Source organism: Nocardia sp. NPDC001965, from assembly GCF_053594175.1.
The window spans coordinates 25906-41653 of the sequence record NZ_JBSFDZ010000039.1 but is presented as its reverse complement, the minus strand read 5'-3'; the positions used below and the strand labels follow the sequence as shown (position 1 = coordinate 41653).

The window sequence follows — 15748 nt, the reverse complement described above, 5'->3', positions numbered from 1 at the left end:
GCGACGTTGAAGGCGCGGATGATTCGACCTACCCAGATAGCGATGAGCGTTTTTCTATCGGCGCCCCGTTGGCTCGCAAGCTTGGACTCGGGCGCATTGGTATCCATCATGAGCGTTTACCGTGGGGGCCTCAACCCCGCGCGCGCCAGCGCGCCAAAAACACAGCACCTTGGCGAGTAACCCCACCCCTCGCCTTCGTGGGTGAGCCTGCCTTCTCACTTTTGTGAGCGAGCCTGCCCTGTCACCTTCGTGAGCAGGCCAGTTCTCACCTACGCGAGCATTCCTGCTCCTGGTCTCCGGAGATCGACCCCCGAGCCCGGCGGACACCCCGCCCTCTGGGGTTGGAGTGTCTCCCCGGGCCCGCCGCCGTCAGTGTTCTTCGAGACGCTTGAACGAAGCCTGGATCTCGACCTCGGCTTCCGCCCGGCCCACCCATTCGGAGCCTTTGACGAATTTGCCGGGTTCGAGGTCCTTGTACCGCTCGAAGAAGTGTTTGATCGCGGCCAGCTCGAACTCCGGGACGTCGGCCAGGTCCTGGATGTGGTCCCAGCGCGGGTCGCCGGCCGGGACACAGAGGATCTTGTCGTCGCCGCCCGCTTCGTCGGTCATCCGGTACATGGCGACCGGGCGCGCTTCGACGATCACGCCCGGGAACACCGAATCCGGCAGCAGGACGAGCGCGTCCAGCGGGTCGCCGTCCTCTCCCAGCGTGTTCTCGATATAGCCGTAGTCGGCCGGGTAGGCCATGGAGGTGTAAAGGAACCGGTCGAGGCGCACCCGCCCGGTTTCGTGATCGACCTCGTATTTGTTGCGCGAACCCTTGGGGATCTCGATGGTGACGTCGAACTCCACGCCAGCTCCTTCCGCTGCTTTCACGATGCACCGTGGTGCCCGGCCTCGCCGCCGCACCCGGTTGTTCGCCGAGAACGGTAGCCGAACACCGATATTGTTGTCGGCGGGCACATGGGTTCAGTGGGGGCTCGGGTGTGATAGCTGGGGACAAGGGAGAAGACGGACAACGTGGTGGTGCAGGGCGGCAACGGTAGGAACGGTTCGGTAGGGCGCCGGCGCCGCGGCATACGGACATGGCTGTTGATCGTGTCGGCGGTGCTGGCCGGTGCGGCGGCGGTGGCCACCGCGATCCTGCAGCCGTGGACGCCGGAGTTCCGGCACGGTGGTCTCACCATTGCCGCGCCGCCTGCTCCGGTGACCGTTTCGCCGGATGTCGCACCGGTCCCGGATACCGCGCCGGCGCCGAGCTCGGCGGGTGTCGCGGCGGCGCTCGGGCCGGTGGTGGCGAGCCCCGATCTGGGTGGTTTCGCCGGGTCGGTGACCGATGCGGCGAGTGGCACCGTGTTGTGGAGCGAACGTGCCGACGAGCCGCGGGTGCCGTCCTCGACAGCCAAGATCATGACCACCGCGGCGGCATTGTTGACGTTGCCCGCTGATCAACGGGTGCAGACCAAGGTTGTGGCGGGTTCGTCGCCGAACGAGATCGTGCTTGTGGCCGCGGGCGATCCGACCCTCACCGCGCAGCCGGGCGGCGAGGGGTATTACCCCGGTGCCGGGAGTCTGCTGGATCTGGCCGATCAGCTGCGCAACGCCGATGTGCGGGCCGACACGATCGTGGTCGACACCTCCGCCTATTCGGGGCAGACCATGGCCCGCGGCTGGGATCCGGTCGATATCCCCGGTGGTTCGATCGCGCCGCTCGAGCCGGTGATGCTCGACGGCGGCAGGCTCGATCCGGCGGGTGAGTATTCGCCGCGGTCGGGGACTCCGGCGCTGGATGTGGGCCGGCGTCTGGCCACCGAGCTCGGGCTCGATCCGGCGGCGGTCCGGCTCGGTACCGCCCCGCAGGGCACCAAGCGGCTGGGGGAGGTGGCGTCGGCACCGCTGCGCGATCGCCTGCGCGACATGATGGTCCATTCGGACAATGTGCTGGCCGAGACGATCGGCCGGGAGGTCGCCGCGGCCACCGGGCGGCCGATGTCGTTCGAGGGGGCGGCGACTGCGGTCGCCGCGGTGCTCGCCGAGCACAATTTCGATATGACCGGTGTGTCGATGTTCGATTGCAGCGGCCTCTCGGTGGACGACCGTATTCCGGCGCGGCTGCTGAACCAGATCCTGAACACCGCCGCCGGGCCCGAGCCGGAAGCCGAACCGGCCACCTCCACGCCCGCGCCGCTCGTACCGCCGCTGGGCGCCGGTGCGGGGCGGCAGACCCAGCCCGACGGTGCTGCCGACACCTTGGCCGCTCGTCTGGTGCCGATGCTGGACTATCTGCCGGTCGCGGGTGGTACCGGCTCGCTGAGCAGCCGGTATGTCACGCAGAACCAAGCCGGCGCCGGATGGGTGCGGGCCAAGACCGGAACTCTGTCGGTGGCCAGTACGTTGGCTGGTTACGTGCTGGATCGTGACGGCCGGGTCCTGACCTTCACGTTGATGTCGAGTGATCGGCCGCCGGAGGTCAGCCGGCCCGCGTTGGACGCCGTCGCGGTCACGTTGCGCAACTGTGGATGTTCCTGACGGCTGGAGGGCGCATGACGATTCGACAAGGTCCCGACGGGCCCGGCGCCCGAACAGTGGCCGAGGCCGACGGATCCGGCGACGAGCGACGTACTTTCGCGGGGTCGGTCGATTGGCGCTGGGCGGCCCGTACCGGTGCCGCGCTGGTTCCGGCCGGTCCGCGGACACCCCGCCCGTTCGCGGAGCAGGCGGTGGCCGAACTCCTCGAGGCCTCGGTGCGGGCCGAGGCCCCGGTCCGGTCGGTGACCGGTCTGCTCGACGATCAGCCTGTACCCGCGGCGCGGATCGTCGACCGACCGGGCTGGATTGCCGCGGCGGCCGATTCGATGTCGCAACTGACCGGTACCGGCACCGGGGCGCAGTCGGGCCTGTTCACCGGTAAACCGGCCGGGGTCCAGGTCGGCGCCATGCTGGCATTTCTGTCCACCGCGATTCTCGGCCAGTACGACCCGTTCACCGGTCCGGACGGCACGTTGCTGCTGGTGGCGCCGAATATCGTCGGGGTGGAGCGGGTGCTGGGGGTCGAGCCGAGCGATTTCCGGCTGTGGGTCTGTCTGCACGAGGTGTGCCACCGGGTCCAGTTCTCGGCCTCACCGTGGCTGGCCGGGTACATGCGGGACAATGTCGAGGTGCTCGGCGAGATCGGTGACGAGGCCACCACCGAGATGCTGGGTCGCTTGCTCGCCGAGTTGAAACTGCGGCGCAGCGGCCAGGCGTCCGATGATCCCGCCACTCGCGGTGTGGTGGGTCTGCTGCGGGCCACGCAGCCGCCGGAACAACGTGCGGCGCTGGATCGTCTGCTGCTGCTGGGCACCCTGCTCGAGGGGCATGCCGATCATGTGATGGACGCGGTGGGTCCGAGTGTGGTGCCGTCGGTCGAACAGATCCGGATGGCGTTCGACAGGCGCCGTACCCGTCCCGCGAATCCGGTGCAGAGGCTGTTGCGGGCGCTGCTGGGTATCGACGCGAAGGTGGCGCAGTACGTGCGCGGGAAGGCTTTCGTCGACGAGGTGGTGGGGACCGTCGGGATGGACCAGTTCAACGCGGTGTGGACCGACGCGGATACGCTGCCGCGGACCGACGAGATCGACGAACCGCGGCGCTGGATCGCCCGGGTGCTGGACTGAAACGGTGCGTCCCGCCGAACAGCGGCCGATCCGGTTACCGGAGACACCCGCGGTACTGGGTGTGCGGCATGCGGTCCGCGCGTGGCTGACGGAGTTCGGACCCGAGGATCTTCGCGTGGCCGTGGCGTTGTCGGGCGGTGCGGATTCGCTGGCACTCACCGGGGCCGCGCTCGCGGAATCCGCGGAAGTGCATGCGCTGGTGGTGGATCACCGTCTGCAGGCCGGGTCGGACGAGGTGGCGGCGTCGGCGGCGGCGACCGCGCGTTCGCTCGGGTGCCACTCGGCGCAGGTGCTGCCCGTCGCGGTGACCGGGCCCGGCGGGATGGAGGCCGCGGCGCGTACCGCGCGCTACGCGGCGCTGGACAGCGCGCGTAGGGGCCTGCCGGTGCTGCTCGGCCACACCCTCGACGATCAGGCCGAAACCGTGCTGTTGGGCCTCGGGCGCGGATCGGGTGCGCGTTCCATCCAGGGGATGGCCCCGTACGACGCTCCGTGGGGACGGCCGTTGCTGGGGGTCCGCCGGGAGACGACCCGGCAGTTCTGCGCCGACCTCGGCCTGACGCCCTACGAGGACCCGCACAACAGCGCACCGGAGTTCACCCGGGTACGGCTGCGCACCGAGGTACTGCCACTGCTGGAGAGCGTGCTCGGGGGTACCGCGGCGCTCGCGCTGGCCCGCACCGCCGAACAACTGCGCGAGGACAACGCCGCTCTCGACGGATTCGCCGGCGAGCTGTTGCTGCGGGCCGGGCCGGGTGCGCCGGAATGCGCGGTGTTGCTCCAGGCGGCTCCCGCGGTGCGTCGGCGGGCGGTGCGGGCCTGGCTGCTGGCTCACGACGTATCGGCGGTGACCGCAACGCATCTGCGCGGAATCGACGAGTTGGTGGTGGCCTGGCGCGGCCAGGGCGGAGTCGCCGTGAGTGGCGGTGGGCGGGGGACCCGGTTGGTCGTGATTCGCGAGCATGGCAGGCTGACACTTGCCCGCACCGACCGGGAGCGCCGAGAGCGAAGGGAAACCAGTTGACGTGTACGGGGACGATATCGATTCGGTCCTGATCACCGAGGAAGAAATCGCGGCGAAGGTCAGTGAACTGGCCGAGCTGATCGCCAAGCGGTATCCCGCTGACGCACCGGAGGGCGATCTGCTGCTGGTGGGCGTGCTCAAGGGTGCGATCTTCTTCATGACGGACCTGGCGAAGGCTCTGCCGATACCGACTCAGATGGAGTTCATGGCCGTATCGTCCTACGGATCGTCCACGTCGTCTTCGGGCGTGGTGCGCATCATGAAGGACCTGGACAAGGACATCGCCGGCCGCAATGTGCTCATCGTCGAGGACATCATCGACTCGGGCCTGACGCTGTCGTGGCTGATGCGCAATCTCACCACCCGCAATCCGGCCTCGCTCGAGGTGGTGACGCTGCTGCGTAAACCCGATGCGCTGCGTACCCAGGTCGAGGTCGCGAATGTCGGGTTCGATATCCCGAACGAGTTCGTGGTCGGTTACGGACTCGATTACGCCGAGCGGTACCGGGATCTGCCCTATATCGGCACCCTGCATCCGCGGGTCTACGGCGGTGAACAGGCCTGAACCACGAGTGGGTAGGCGGGCCGTGCCCACCTACCCACCGGGTTCGTGATGTGTCAGGCCGGAATGGCGGGTGGTGCCGCGAAACCGCCGGAAACGGCCCGCTGGCCGAACTCGAGAATGGTCGGCCGGCTGTCGTCGGCTCGCCAGGCGACCGCGAGTTCGCACGGGGGCAGTCCGGTGACCGGCCGTGCGGTGAGCCCGGGCCAGCGGTACATGGGCACGTTGTTCTCGGCCAACAGGCACAGCCCCAGGCCCAGTCCGACGGCCTCGAGCCGGTCTTCGGGGGTCGCGGCTTCCGCGCCGATGGTGGCGGCACGGCCGTTGCGGGCGTCGTTGCCGAGCCAGAAATCGCGGACGGCGCCGGCTTCGGCGGGCAGTGCGATGAACTTTTCGTCGAGCAGGTCCGCGAAGTCGATCATTTCCTGGCCGGCGCGGGGATGGTTCTCCGGCAGGAGTACCCAGCGGCGTTCGGTGCGCAGCACCTGCCAGCGGTAGCGGTTCGGATCGGGTAGCGGGAGCCAGACCAGCGCGAGGTCGGCCTGGCGGCCGGCGAGTCCGCTCGACGGGTCGGTCCAGGCTGCGGGGTGCAGGGCCAGCCGGTGGCCGCTGGCGCTCTCCAAGTCGTGCAGCAGCCCGCGGCCCAGTGTCGACTGCAGGCCGACGCGTAGTACTTCGCCCGCCTCCTGCAGCGAGCTGTTGGTGGTCTCCCAGAGTTCCAGGATCTTGCGGGCGCCGCTGAGCAGTTCCTTACCGGCAACCGTGAGCGCGACACTGCGCTGGTTGCGATCGAACAGGACCACATCGAGCTGACGTTCCAGCTGCCGGATCTGACGCGACAGGGTCGGTTGAGCGATGTGCAGCCGCTGGGCGGCGTTGGTGAAGTGCAGTTCCTCGGCGACGGCGACGAAATACCGCAGATCGCGCAAATGCGGGTCCATAGCACCTTGCTATCAGAATCGTTGCTGAATTTCCAGCCCTAATTTGTTCGATGAGTCCGCATACCGGGCAAGAAACAGTCAGCAGGTTTGTTAGTGACAGCTTATGGGGTTGCGCGGTGATGTGCATCATGAGTTCTCCGCACGGCCGACGTCCGGCTGCCGCCGGGCGATACAACGTAAAGTGTCCGACGTTTGTCGTGGTAGAGCAGTTTGTCCAGCGCGTGCTGTCACCTCGGCCGATAGGGTTGGCGGTTTGCTGCGGGGCTGTCACGCGGGCGTGTTCCGCGCCGCGTGTCTTCCGACTATGCACGTCAAGTGATGTTGATCACAATAGGGTTTCGGGGAGGTTTCGGCGGCGCATCCGCGCCCACCGCGGCCCGTCGCCGACGGGCCGCGGTGCAATACCTGCGGCCGGGCGCTCAGTCGCCCCGGACGCGCTCCTCGTAGGACCTGCGCTTCTCGGTGTCCACATCGTCGAGGAAGGTCTGGGCCGACCCCATCGACCGGCCCAGCGCATCGCCCACCGACTGCGGCAGCAGATTCACGAACACCGACATGGCGCCCGCTGCCCGGGTGACTCGTGCCTTGGACCGGGGTTTGGCGATGAGCCGGACCACCGCCGCGGCGATGTCCTCCGGTTCGGCCGCGGGCAGGCCCTTCGGCGCGGCGACCCCGGAACCGAGTTCGGTATTGGTCAGCGTGGGCAGTACCGAGGAGAAAGCCACGCCCGTGCCCCGGTACTCCTCGCGGAGCGTATCGGTGAACCCGAGTACCGCGTGTTTGGAGGCGTTGTAAGTGGCCAGGCCCGGGATATGGGTCTCACCGGCGAGCGAGGCGATATTGATGATGTGTCCCCGGCCGCGGGCGAGCATCCGGGCGAGGGCGATCTTGGAACCCAGGATGACGCCGTAGACGTTGATGTCCAGGATCCGGCGGGTGATCTGGTCGGACTCGTCGACCAATCGCCCGGTCGGCATGATCCCGGCATTGTTGATCAGTACGTCGATCGGCCCGATCTCGCGTTCCACATCGTCGAGGAACGTGTTGAAGGACTGGATATCGGTGACATCGAGGCGGGCGTAGTAGTCGAAATCGTGGTCGGTGCCCGATTCCTTGACCGTCTTCTCGTCGATATCGCCGATCGCGATCTTCGCGCCCAGCTTCTCCAGGGCCACAGCGGTGGCCAGGCCGATACCCCGGGCGCCGCCGGTTATCACGACGACCTTGCCCCGAACGGATTCGGTTCTACTCACGGTTTCCCCCTCGAAGCGGATTCATGTCACCGGTGGAGGCCGAAGTGCCGGCGAAGACACCGGACTTACTTCCCGTGGATTCGCCACCCGTGGTGCGCGGAGGCCGAAGCGAAGACGAAGGTATCGCAGTGTCGTCGTATCGCCTCATTCCTTTTCCCCTTTGAGTCGCAGCAGTGCGCCGATATCGATCCGGCGCATACCGCGCGCTCCGGCGGCACGCATGGCACCCAGCCCGATCAGGATCTTGTTGAGGTCGTAGGGCATCCAGGTGAGTTCGCGTTCCTGAGTCGGCAGCATCGGCGTGGTTATCGCCTTGGCCTTGCAGTACTTGCGCACCCCGTTCGGGCCACCCCAGCGAGCGCCGACCCCGGAATCGCCCCAGCCGCCCATCGGGAGCGCGAAATTGAACAGGTTGGCGAAGACGTCGTTGATATTGACCGCGCCCGCGTTCAGTGCCCGGGCCACTCGCTCACCCCGCGCCTTGTCTCCGGTCCAGACTGTCGCAGACAGTCCGTACACCGAGTCGTTGGCCAGCCGGATCGCCTCCGCCTCGTCGGCCACCTTCATCACCGGCAGGGTCGGTCCGAAGGTCTCCTCGGTGATACACGACATGGTGTGGTCCACATCCACGAGCACGGTGGGCTCGAAGAAGGTGCCGACGCCGGTGCGTTTGCCGCCGGTAAGCACCTTGGCCCCGGCGGCGACGGCCTCGTCGATATGCCGCGCGACGATGCCGACCTGGCTCTCGTTGGCCATGGCGCCCACATCGTTGCGCGGTGTGCGATCGTCGCGACCTTGTCGCAGGGCCTTGACGTTCGCGGTCAGTTTTTCGACGAACTCGTCGTAGACGGGGGCCTCCACATAGACCCGCTCCACCGAGATACAGACTTGCCCGGAATTGAACATGCCGCCGAAGGCGATACCGTGCGCGGCGCGATCGAGGTCGGCGTCGGCGAGGACGATCGCCGGATCCTTACCGCCCAGCTCCAAGCTGTAGGGAACCAGTCGCGCGGCGCAGGCCGCGGCGATCCGGCGACCGGTCGCGGTGGATCCGGTGAACTGGATGTAATCGGCGTGCTCGACCACGGCCGCGCCGGTGGCACCCGCACCGGTGGCGACGGACAGCACCGGCGGAGCGCCGATCTCGGCCCAGCCGCGGGCCAGTTCGAGCGCGGACAGGGGAGTCACCTCGGACGGTTTCAAGATCACCGCCGCGCCGGCGGCCAGGGCGGGGATCACATCGAGCAGCGGCATGGCCAGCGGGAAGTTCCACGGGGTGATCACGCCGACCACCGGATACGGCTCGAATACCGTGGTCAGCCGTTTCACCCGGGCCAGTGGGCTGTGCGGGGCCGGATGTTCGTCGGCGAGGAATTTGGCGGCGCGGCGGGCGTAGTAGCCGATGAGATCACTGCCGAAGATCGGGTCGATGAGCGAATCGACCCGCGGTTTGCCTGTCTCGGACTGCAGTACATCGGCCAGCACCTCGGTGTTGTCGATGATCCAATCCTGGAGCTTGAGCAGCCATTCCTTGCGCTCGTCGGCGCCGATGGCCTGCCATGCGCGTTGATGCTCGCGCAGCTCGGCGATGGCCGCGACGACCTGCTCGGCCGTCATATCCGGTACCGAGCCGACCACCTCGCCGGTGGCGGGATTCAGGACTCGGATCTCCGAGTCCGCGGGCTTGTCCACGGTTTTCGCCGTGGCGTCGGGTTGTCCCGATTCGGTTTTGGTCACTGCGTTCTCCCACTGCGTCGTGCTCGGAACCGCTGCGGCTGATCGGTGTGAATCAGCTCACCGGCTCGATCGTGACACACTGTGCGAGACACCGCGCCCGGTCGCGGTGTCCGATGCCGGGATCTACTGGGGTTCGCGAGCCAACCGGCGCAGTGGCGGCTCGGTTGCCGGGGGCACCCGGCGGTCGGGTAATTCGGCGAGCAGTTCGGTGGTGGCCGCCGCGACGGCCGCGACGGCTTTGTCCACCGCGGGTTTGGTGGCCGAACTCAGCCCGGTCAGCCCACCGACTTTGCGCACATACTGCAGTGCGGCGGCATAGATCTCCTGCTCGGTAGCGGCGGGTTCCAGACCTCGCAAGACGGTGATGTTTCTACACATGAATGCACATTAGCCCTGGAACAGGGCTGGTGGCAGGGCAAGGAAGAAATGTGAAAACACATTGCTCGGACCGACCGGGGGCCCGGGACCTAGACTCACCGTATGGCTGCTGCCGGATTGCCCACGCCGACCCCCTTTCCCTATCCGGAGCTCGACAAGCGCGAGGAAGACCATTGGTCCGGCGCGCAGATCGAGGACGACCGCCTGCGCGCGTTGTCGCTGGGCGCCTTCTACTCGGCGCGCTGGGACGCGTTCCACGACGCGCTGCTACTCGGCCCGGAACGCGATCATCCGCTCGGCGACCGGCGTGAACTGGCCATCGATACGCTCACCGGAGCTTGGGGGATCACCGACGGCACCGAGGCCCGCGCATCCATGGAACAGCTGCTCGAGGGTATGCACGCCCCGCTGTACGCCCTGGTCCATCCGCTGGTCACCGCATCGCTGAATGCCAGCGAGCGGGACCGGTTCGGTGAGCGCGCCGATCGGCACCGCGCCTTCCTGCGGCAGGTCGCCTCGTTCCGGGGGATCGACAATTCCGAGGCGCTCGTCCGCGATTACGACATCTGGTCCCAGGCGATCAAAATCGGTTTCACCGATCATCTGTCCCGGCCGCTACCCGCCGATATCCACGCCTGGGATCTGGCCAGGGTCGTCGCGGTGGCGCGTATGTCATACACGGCCGGCTATATCGAGGACGATGTGGCGTGGGACTACCTGGGCCGCGCGCTACCGCTGGCCCAGCGTAAATACCGGAACTGGCGGCAGTTCGGCGACGCCTACCTCACCGGCTGGACCTACTGGCAGGCCTGCGAGGATCTGGCCGAACTGAAGGTCGGCGGTGTCGATCGCCGGCTGGAACTGCTGCGTCTATGGCTCCGCCCGACCAGCCCCTGGAATCGCATCGGCCTGTCCTAGTGCGATAGGTCCGCGTCGCCGGCCGGTGCGGACTCAGCGCTGTTCGGCCAGCCATTGCTCGAAGGTGGTCGGGGCGATCCGGGCGTTCTCCCCGGGCAGTAGTGCGTTACCGGCCATCTCCGGTCCGAACAGCGACGACCAGGTCGGTACCAGCGTGATCGAGCGGCCCCGCGCGTCGTTGGTGCGCCGGGCCATATCCACCAGGTCCTGCGGATCCGGTCCGGCGATATCGCGATAGCGGCCCTGCGGCGCGCCGGTCGCGATCTCGGCGAGGATATCGGCCACATCGCCCGGGGCGATCGGTTGTACGAGCAGGGGCGCGAGGGTGGCGACGCCGTCCTGTTCGGTCCAGCCGGTCACCGTGGCGGCGAAATCGTGGAACTGGGTCGCCGGGACGATCGTCCACGGCACCTTGCCCTGTGCCACGAGACGTTCCTGTTCGCGTTTACCGGCATAGTGCGCGTTGCCGTCCACTCGCGCGATTCCGGCGATGGACAGCAGGACATGGTGGCCCACACCCGCCCGCTGTTCGGCGGCCAGCAGATTGCCGGTGATGCTGCCGAAATAGTCGACGACCTCGGCGCGGTCGGTGCTTTCGGTGCTGGTGGTGTCCACGACGGCGTCGACCCCGGTGAGTGCGGTGTCCAGTCCCGCGCCGCTGCGCAGGTCTACGCCGAGCGAGCGGCTGATCCGCACAACTTCATGGCCGGCCGCCGTCAGGGCGGCGGCGGTACGAGCTCCGATGTTCCCGGTGGCACCGGCGACGGCGATTCGCATGGTCATGAGTCCTGTCTCCTCGGTATCCGATCTGTTCGGTGCCCGAACATTATCTCGGACTAAATAGATCCGCAATATCTTGGATAGAATCACGGGCATGAAGTTGCCGGTGAGTACCGAATGGCTGTTGCACTGCGCCACCTCGCTGGCGCAACTCGAGGCGGGGACCACCGCGTCGGCGGCGCAGCTGGCGCAGTACTTCGATCTGCCGGCGCCCTACCTCGCGAAACAGCTGCAGGCGCTGGTGCGGGCCGGGCTGTTGAGTGCCACGACGGGCCCCCGGGGCGGGTTCCGGCTGGCCCGGCCCGCGGCAGATATCACGCTCCTGCAGATCGTCGAGGCCGTCGACGGCGGCGCCTCACCCTACGAATGTCGCGAGATACGTCAGCAGGGCCGCGGTGGGCTGCCGGCCGCGGAGTGCCGCGATCGCTGCATCCTCGCGGTGAAGATGTCCGAGGCGCACGAGGCGTGGCGCGCCAGTCTGGCCGCCACTTCACTGGCCGACCTGGTCGCCGAGCTACCGGACTGGGCCCCGGAACGCACCAGGCGGCGCCTGGTGGGGCCGTGAGCATCCGGGTACGAGGCGGCTCGATCCGCACTCGGCCGCGGATCTACGATGGCCGGCGACGGCCCTCGTATCGACACCGATGACGCCGCGTCGCCGATATCTCCGGCAATGCCTTCGGTCCGGCCGATGCGCCATCGGCCCACGGCCCGGCGCGGCACCCGCGGCGGCACGGTCCGATCGTGACACCGGCCCTACCTCGGCACCGGCGCCGGTCGGATGCGCGCGCCGGTCAGATACCGGGCAGCGACCGTAGGATGCCGCGGCCGTAGCGCTGGAACTGGGTGTCGTCGACCATTCCCAGCGAATGCCGCTCGACCAGCAGTTCCCACTCCGAGTACAGGTGCGCGACGCTCGGGTCGGCCGGGCCGGCGGAACCGTCCACCGCGACCAACCGCACCGCGAAATTGATCGCGCACGCCAATCGCTCGGAATCGGCGCGATCCAGCGCGGTGAAGTACATCGTCGTATTTCCGTCGTGCACTTCCACCAGGGGCCGGCGGTTGCGCACCCGGATGTCCTCGACCACCGAAACGGTCTCCTCGGTGGCACGAGCGCGCATGATCACCGGAATCGGCAGGTCGTGGGCGTATGCCTCGGTAGCGCCGAGCGATACCAGGAGCAGGCGCGCCGTGGTCACCGTGAGCAGACAGGGGTCGTCGTCACCCACCGGCGGGTGGGCGACGACACTCGCGGTCTCCAGAACGTATTCGTCCTCGGTGAGATACCCCGCCAGATCGGCCACGGTCGATTCGCCACGCCCCGCCGCCGACATCCGGCGGACGGCACGTTCCACATCCGCGCGTACCGGGCCGTGGTCGGTCCACTCGGTGGGCGGTGCCTTCAACTCGGGGGCGGCGATATCGATGCGCTGCGCGGCCAGGATCTGGTCGTTGATCCGCGCGACGATCCCGGCGGCGGCCGGGACATCGTGTTCGGCGATGAGCACCGGTAGCGGCGTCCGATCGGCGGGAACACCGACCAGCACGGGGGTCGGATAACGCAGATATATCTCGATGACCACCGCGTCGTCGGCCCGCCGGCTGAGCCGCACCTCCAGAAGATCGGTCACCGCGACGTCGAGGACGCGTTCGCCGTCGGTCTCGGTTTCACCGTCGGCGCCGGGGCGCAGGACGACCAATCGCCCTTCGCCGTGCCGCACGATAGCTGTGGGTGTCCGTAACTCGACTATGTCCATACCCCCTGCTCGGGTCGTACGCGATCATCATCGGTCCTACCTGCGTGCCATGATTGTGATCACTACGAGATATCACAGAACACGACCCCGGGAACCACCGTGGTTTTCCGGCCGTTTACCTCTTGAACTGCATCACCAGCCGAACTACTGGCTTGCGACGAGTCAGGAAGCGCGATGTATCGACTAGACCGTACGCGGTAACGTGGCATGTCCGCACCCGAATCCGCCCACCGGGCGGTAAGGATGTGGGTTGCGCCGTGCGAGATCGACGCATCGCTAGGCAAGAACGCGGAGACGCCTGAAAGGACTGGCCGCCCGGCCGACGCTCTATGAACCGCAAGACTGTGTTTCGTACCCTGGCGATAATCGCGGGCATTCTGCTCGTGATCTATCTGTTCAGCTACTTCGGCAACGACACCCGCGGCTGGCAGAGCGTCGACACGTCGGTGGCCATCAGCCAGCTCGCCGACAAGGAGAACGTCGCCCACGTTCAGATCGATGATCGCGAACAACAATTGCGGATCGAGCTGAAGAACGGGAACGACGCCACCCAGGGCGCCGACAAGATCATCGCAAAGTATCCCGGCGGTAGCGATACCTCGGCCCAGATATTCAAGGCCGTCCAGGATTCGGGTGCCCCGTACAACACGATGGTCAAACAGGAGAGCTGGGTCACCCAGATCCTGCTTTTCGTGCTGCCCATGGTGATCCTGCTCGGGCTGTTCATCTTCGTGATGTCGCGGATGCAGGGCGGCGGTCGCGGCGGCATGATGGGCTTCGGGAAATCCAAGGCGAAACAGCTGTCCAAGGATATGCCCAAGACCACGTTCGCCGATGTGGCCGGTGCGGACGAGGCAGTCGAAGAGCTCTACGAGATCAAGGACTTCCTGCAGAACCCGGTGCGCTACCAGGCGCTGGGCGCCAAGATCCCGAAGGGCGTCCTGCTCTACGGTCCCCCCGGTACCGGTAAGACGCTGCTCGCGCGCGCGGTCGCCGGTGAGGCGGGCGTACCGTTCTTCACCATCTCCGGCTCCGATTTCGTGGAGATGTTCGTCGGTGTCGGCGCCTCCCGCGTTCGTGACCTGTTCGAACAGGCCAAGCAGAACAGTCCCTGCATCATCTTCGTCGACGAGATCGACGCGGTCGGCCGCCAGCGCGGTGCCGGGCTCGGCGGCGGTCACGACGAACGCGAACAGACCCTCAACCAGTTGCTGGTGGAGATGGACGGCTTCGGGGATCGCACCGGCATCATCCTGATCGCCGCGACCAACCGCCCCGACATCCTGGATCCTGCCCTGCTGCGGCCCGGCCGCTTCGACCGGCAGATCCCCGTCAGCAACCCCGATCTGGCCGGGCGGCGGGCCATCCTGCGGGTGCATTCGCAGGGCAAGCCCATCGCCGCGGAAGCCGATCTCGACGGACTCGCCAAACGGACCGTCGGCATGTCGGGTGCCGATCTGGCCAATGTGATCAACGAGGCCGCGCTGCTCACCGCCCGCGAGAACGGTTCCACCATCACCGGTGACGCGCTCGAGGAATCGGTGGACCGGGTGATCGGCGGTCCGCGCCGCAAGAGCCGGATCATCAGCGAACACGAGAAGAAGATCACCGCCTACCACGAGGGCGGCCACGCCCTCGCCGCCTGGGCCATGCCCGATATCGAGCCCGTCTACAAGGTGACGATCCTGGCCCGCGGCCGCACCGGCGGTCACGCGATGACGGTCCCCGAGGACGACAAGGGCCTGATGACCCGGTCGGAGATGATCGCGCGGCTGGTCATGGCCATGGGCGGGCGCGCCGCCGAAGAACTGGTCTTCCACGAGCCCACCACCGGTGCCTCCTCCGATATCGATCAGGCCACCAAGATCTCGCGCGCGATGGTCACCGAATACGGGATGAGTGCCCGGCTCGGTGCGGTGCGGTACGGCCAGGAGCAGGGCGATCCGTTCCTCGGCCGGTCCATGGGTACCGCCTCGGACTATTCACACGAGGTCGCCGGGGCCATCGACGAAGAGGTCCGCAATCTCATCGAGGCGGCCCATACCGAGGCCTGGGCGATCCTCAGCGAGTACCGAGATGTGCTGGACGATCTGGCGATGGCCCTGCTCGAACGCGAGACGCTGCACCGCAAGGACCTGGAAACCATTCTCAGCGCTGTGCAGAAGCGGCCCCGCATCACCGCGTTCAACGATTTCGGCGATCGGGTGCCGTCGGACAAACCGCCGGTCAAGACCCCCGGTGAGCTCGCGGCCGAACGTGGCGAGCCGTGGCCGCCGCAACCCGTGACCCCAGCCGGTATCGCTCCGCGCGATCCGGCGCCCGCCGGGAGCATTCCGCAGACAGCCGGCTTCCCCGGCGGTGCCGTCCAGCAGCCCGGGTACGGTCAGCCGCCCGCCGGTTACCCGGCCCCGCAACCCGCTCCCGCCTACCCCCGGGGCGCCACCCACGGCTCCCGCCCGGACTACGGTGCTCCCGCCGGCTGGTCGGCGCCCGGCTGGCCGCCGCGGGAGGAGCCGCAGGCCCCACCGGCGGATCGTGGTTACGGCGGGCAGGAACAGGCTCGGCCACCGCATCGCGACCAGCACCCCGGCGGACACCGCAACGAGGGCGGGGGTTCGCCCTACGACCGGGGCCGAGACGAATCCGATTACGGCTCCGGTGAGGAATCCGGGCGTGGTGGACCGCACTCCTGGGACAGCCCGAACGGTCGGCAGTAACCCGTCGCCGATTACGCTCGGA

The 15748-nt window shown here is 67.6% G+C and carries 14 protein-coding genes; 7 read left to right on the top strand and 7 right to left on the bottom strand.

Annotated elements, in window-relative coordinates:
• Positions 1–369 precede the first annotated feature (369 nt).
• Positions 370–852: an inorganic diphosphatase gene (locus ACWCPQ_RS30470; protein ID WP_449905275.1), complete on the bottom strand. Its 483-nt coding sequence runs from the start codon at positions 850–852 to the stop codon at positions 370–372.
• 240 nt (positions 853–1092) lie between these two features.
• Between ACWCPQ_RS30470 and ACWCPQ_RS30465 the strand changes: the two genes are divergently transcribed.
• From ACWCPQ_RS30465 to hpt, 4 genes are read left to right on the top strand one after another with little or no spacing between them, the layout of a single operon-like run.
• Entirely contained in the window at positions 1093–2529 is a 1437-nt protein-coding gene (locus ACWCPQ_RS30465; RefSeq protein WP_449905273.1) for a D-alanyl-D-alanine carboxypeptidase/D-alanyl-D-alanine-endopeptidase, read from the top strand.
• 14 nt (positions 2530–2543) lie between these two features.
• Positions 2544–3656 (top strand): zinc-dependent metalloprotease, encoded by a 1113-nt coding sequence (locus tag ACWCPQ_RS30460; protein ID WP_449905271.1) that lies wholly within the window; start codon positions 2544–2546, stop codon positions 3654–3656.
• Positions 3657–3660: 4 nt separating this feature from the next.
• Complete coding sequence (tilS, locus tag ACWCPQ_RS30455; protein ID WP_449905269.1) at positions 3661–4680, top strand: tRNA lysidine(34) synthetase TilS; 1020 nt, start codon at positions 3661–3663, stop codon at positions 4678–4680.
• Between the two features lies 1 nt (position 4681).
• The gene (gene hpt / locus ACWCPQ_RS30450) at positions 4682–5245 is read left to right on the top strand and encodes a hypoxanthine phosphoribosyltransferase (protein WP_449905267.1); all 564 of its coding nucleotides are present in this window, start codon (positions 4682–4684) and stop codon (positions 5243–5245) included.
• 53 nt (positions 5246–5298) lie between these two features.
• Here the strand turns inward: hpt and ACWCPQ_RS30445 are convergent, their stop codons facing one another.
• From ACWCPQ_RS30445 to ACWCPQ_RS30430, 4 genes are all read right to left on the bottom strand, one after another.
• A complete protein-coding gene (locus ACWCPQ_RS30445; RefSeq protein WP_449905265.1) occupies positions 5299–6183 on the bottom strand; it encodes a LysR family transcriptional regulator in 885 nt (294 codons plus the stop codon).
• A gap of 419 nt (positions 6184–6602) precedes the next feature.
• Positions 6603–7436 carry an SDR family oxidoreductase gene (locus tag ACWCPQ_RS30440; RefSeq protein ID WP_449905263.1) on the bottom strand — a complete coding sequence of 278 codons (834 nt, stop codon included), beginning with the start codon at positions 7434–7436 and terminating at the stop codon, positions 6603–6605.
• Positions 7437–7580: 144 nt separating this feature from the next.
• Positions 7581–9173 (bottom strand): aldehyde dehydrogenase family protein, encoded by a 1593-nt coding sequence (locus tag ACWCPQ_RS30435; RefSeq protein ID WP_449905261.1) that lies wholly within the window; start codon positions 9171–9173, stop codon positions 7581–7583.
• 123 nt (positions 9174–9296) lie between these two features.
• A complete protein-coding gene (locus ACWCPQ_RS30430) occupies positions 9297–9551 on the bottom strand; it encodes a DUF2277 domain-containing protein (protein ID WP_449905259.1) in 255 nt (84 codons plus the stop codon).
• 102 nt (positions 9552–9653) lie between these two features.
• On the opposite strand from ACWCPQ_RS30430, the gene ACWCPQ_RS30425 reads away from it, so the two are divergent.
• The gene (locus ACWCPQ_RS30425; protein WP_449905257.1) at positions 9654–10469 is read left to right on the top strand and encodes a DUF1266 domain-containing protein; all 816 of its coding nucleotides are present in this window, start codon (positions 9654–9656) and stop codon (positions 10467–10469) included.
• Positions 10470–10502: 33 nt separating this feature from the next.
• On the opposite strand, the gene ACWCPQ_RS30420 is transcribed toward ACWCPQ_RS30425, so the two are convergent.
• On the bottom strand, positions 10503–11252 hold the full coding sequence (locus tag ACWCPQ_RS30420) for an SDR family oxidoreductase (RefSeq protein ID WP_449905255.1): 750 nt from the start codon (positions 11250–11252) through the stop codon (positions 10503–10505).
• A gap of 91 nt (positions 11253–11343) precedes the next feature.
• Between ACWCPQ_RS30420 and ACWCPQ_RS30415 the strand changes: the two genes are divergently transcribed.
• Positions 11344–11814, top strand: a complete 471-nt coding sequence (locus ACWCPQ_RS30415; RefSeq protein WP_449905253.1) for an RrF2 family transcriptional regulator — start codon at positions 11344–11346, stop codon at positions 11812–11814.
• A gap of 229 nt (positions 11815–12043) precedes the next feature.
• Here the strand turns inward: ACWCPQ_RS30415 and ACWCPQ_RS30410 are convergent, their stop codons facing one another.
• Positions 12044–13009 carry a hypothetical protein gene (locus tag ACWCPQ_RS30410; RefSeq protein ID WP_449905251.1) on the bottom strand — a complete coding sequence of 322 codons (966 nt, stop codon included), beginning with the start codon at positions 13007–13009 and terminating at the stop codon, positions 12044–12046.
• Between the two features lie 329 nt (positions 13010–13338).
• On the opposite strand from ACWCPQ_RS30410, the gene ftsH reads away from it, so the two are divergent.
• A complete protein-coding gene (gene ftsH / locus ACWCPQ_RS30405) occupies positions 13339–15726 on the top strand; it encodes an ATP-dependent zinc metalloprotease FtsH (RefSeq protein ID WP_449905249.1) in 2388 nt (795 codons plus the stop codon).
• Positions 15727–15748: the final 22 nt, after the last annotated feature.

Coding starts and splice junctions, on each gene's coding strand:
- ACWCPQ_RS30460 (WP_449905271.1), top strand. CDS start 2,544: ATGACGATTCGACAAGGTCCCGACGGGCCCGGCGCCCGAACAGTGGCC.
- ACWCPQ_RS30445 (WP_449905265.1), bottom strand. CDS start 6,183: ATGGACCCGCATTTGCGCGATCTGCGGTATTTCGTCGCCGTCGCCGAG.
- ACWCPQ_RS30430 (WP_449905259.1), bottom strand. CDS start 9,551: ATGTGTAGAAACATCACCGTCTTGCGAGGTCTGGAACCCGCCGCTACC.
- ACWCPQ_RS30425 (WP_449905257.1), top strand. CDS start 9,654: ATGGCTGCTGCCGGATTGCCCACGCCGACCCCCTTTCCCTATCCGGAG.
- ACWCPQ_RS30420 (WP_449905255.1), bottom strand. CDS start 11,252: ATGACCATGCGAATCGCCGTCGCCGGTGCCACCGGGAACATCGGAGCT.
- ACWCPQ_RS30415 (WP_449905253.1), top strand. CDS start 11,344: ATGAAGTTGCCGGTGAGTACCGAATGGCTGTTGCACTGCGCCACCTCG.
- ACWCPQ_RS30410 (WP_449905251.1), bottom strand. CDS start 13,009: ATGGACATAGTCGAGTTACGGACACCCACAGCTATCGTGCGGCACGGC.
- ftsH (WP_449905249.1), top strand. CDS start 13,339: ATGAACCGCAAGACTGTGTTTCGTACCCTGGCGATAATCGCGGGCATT.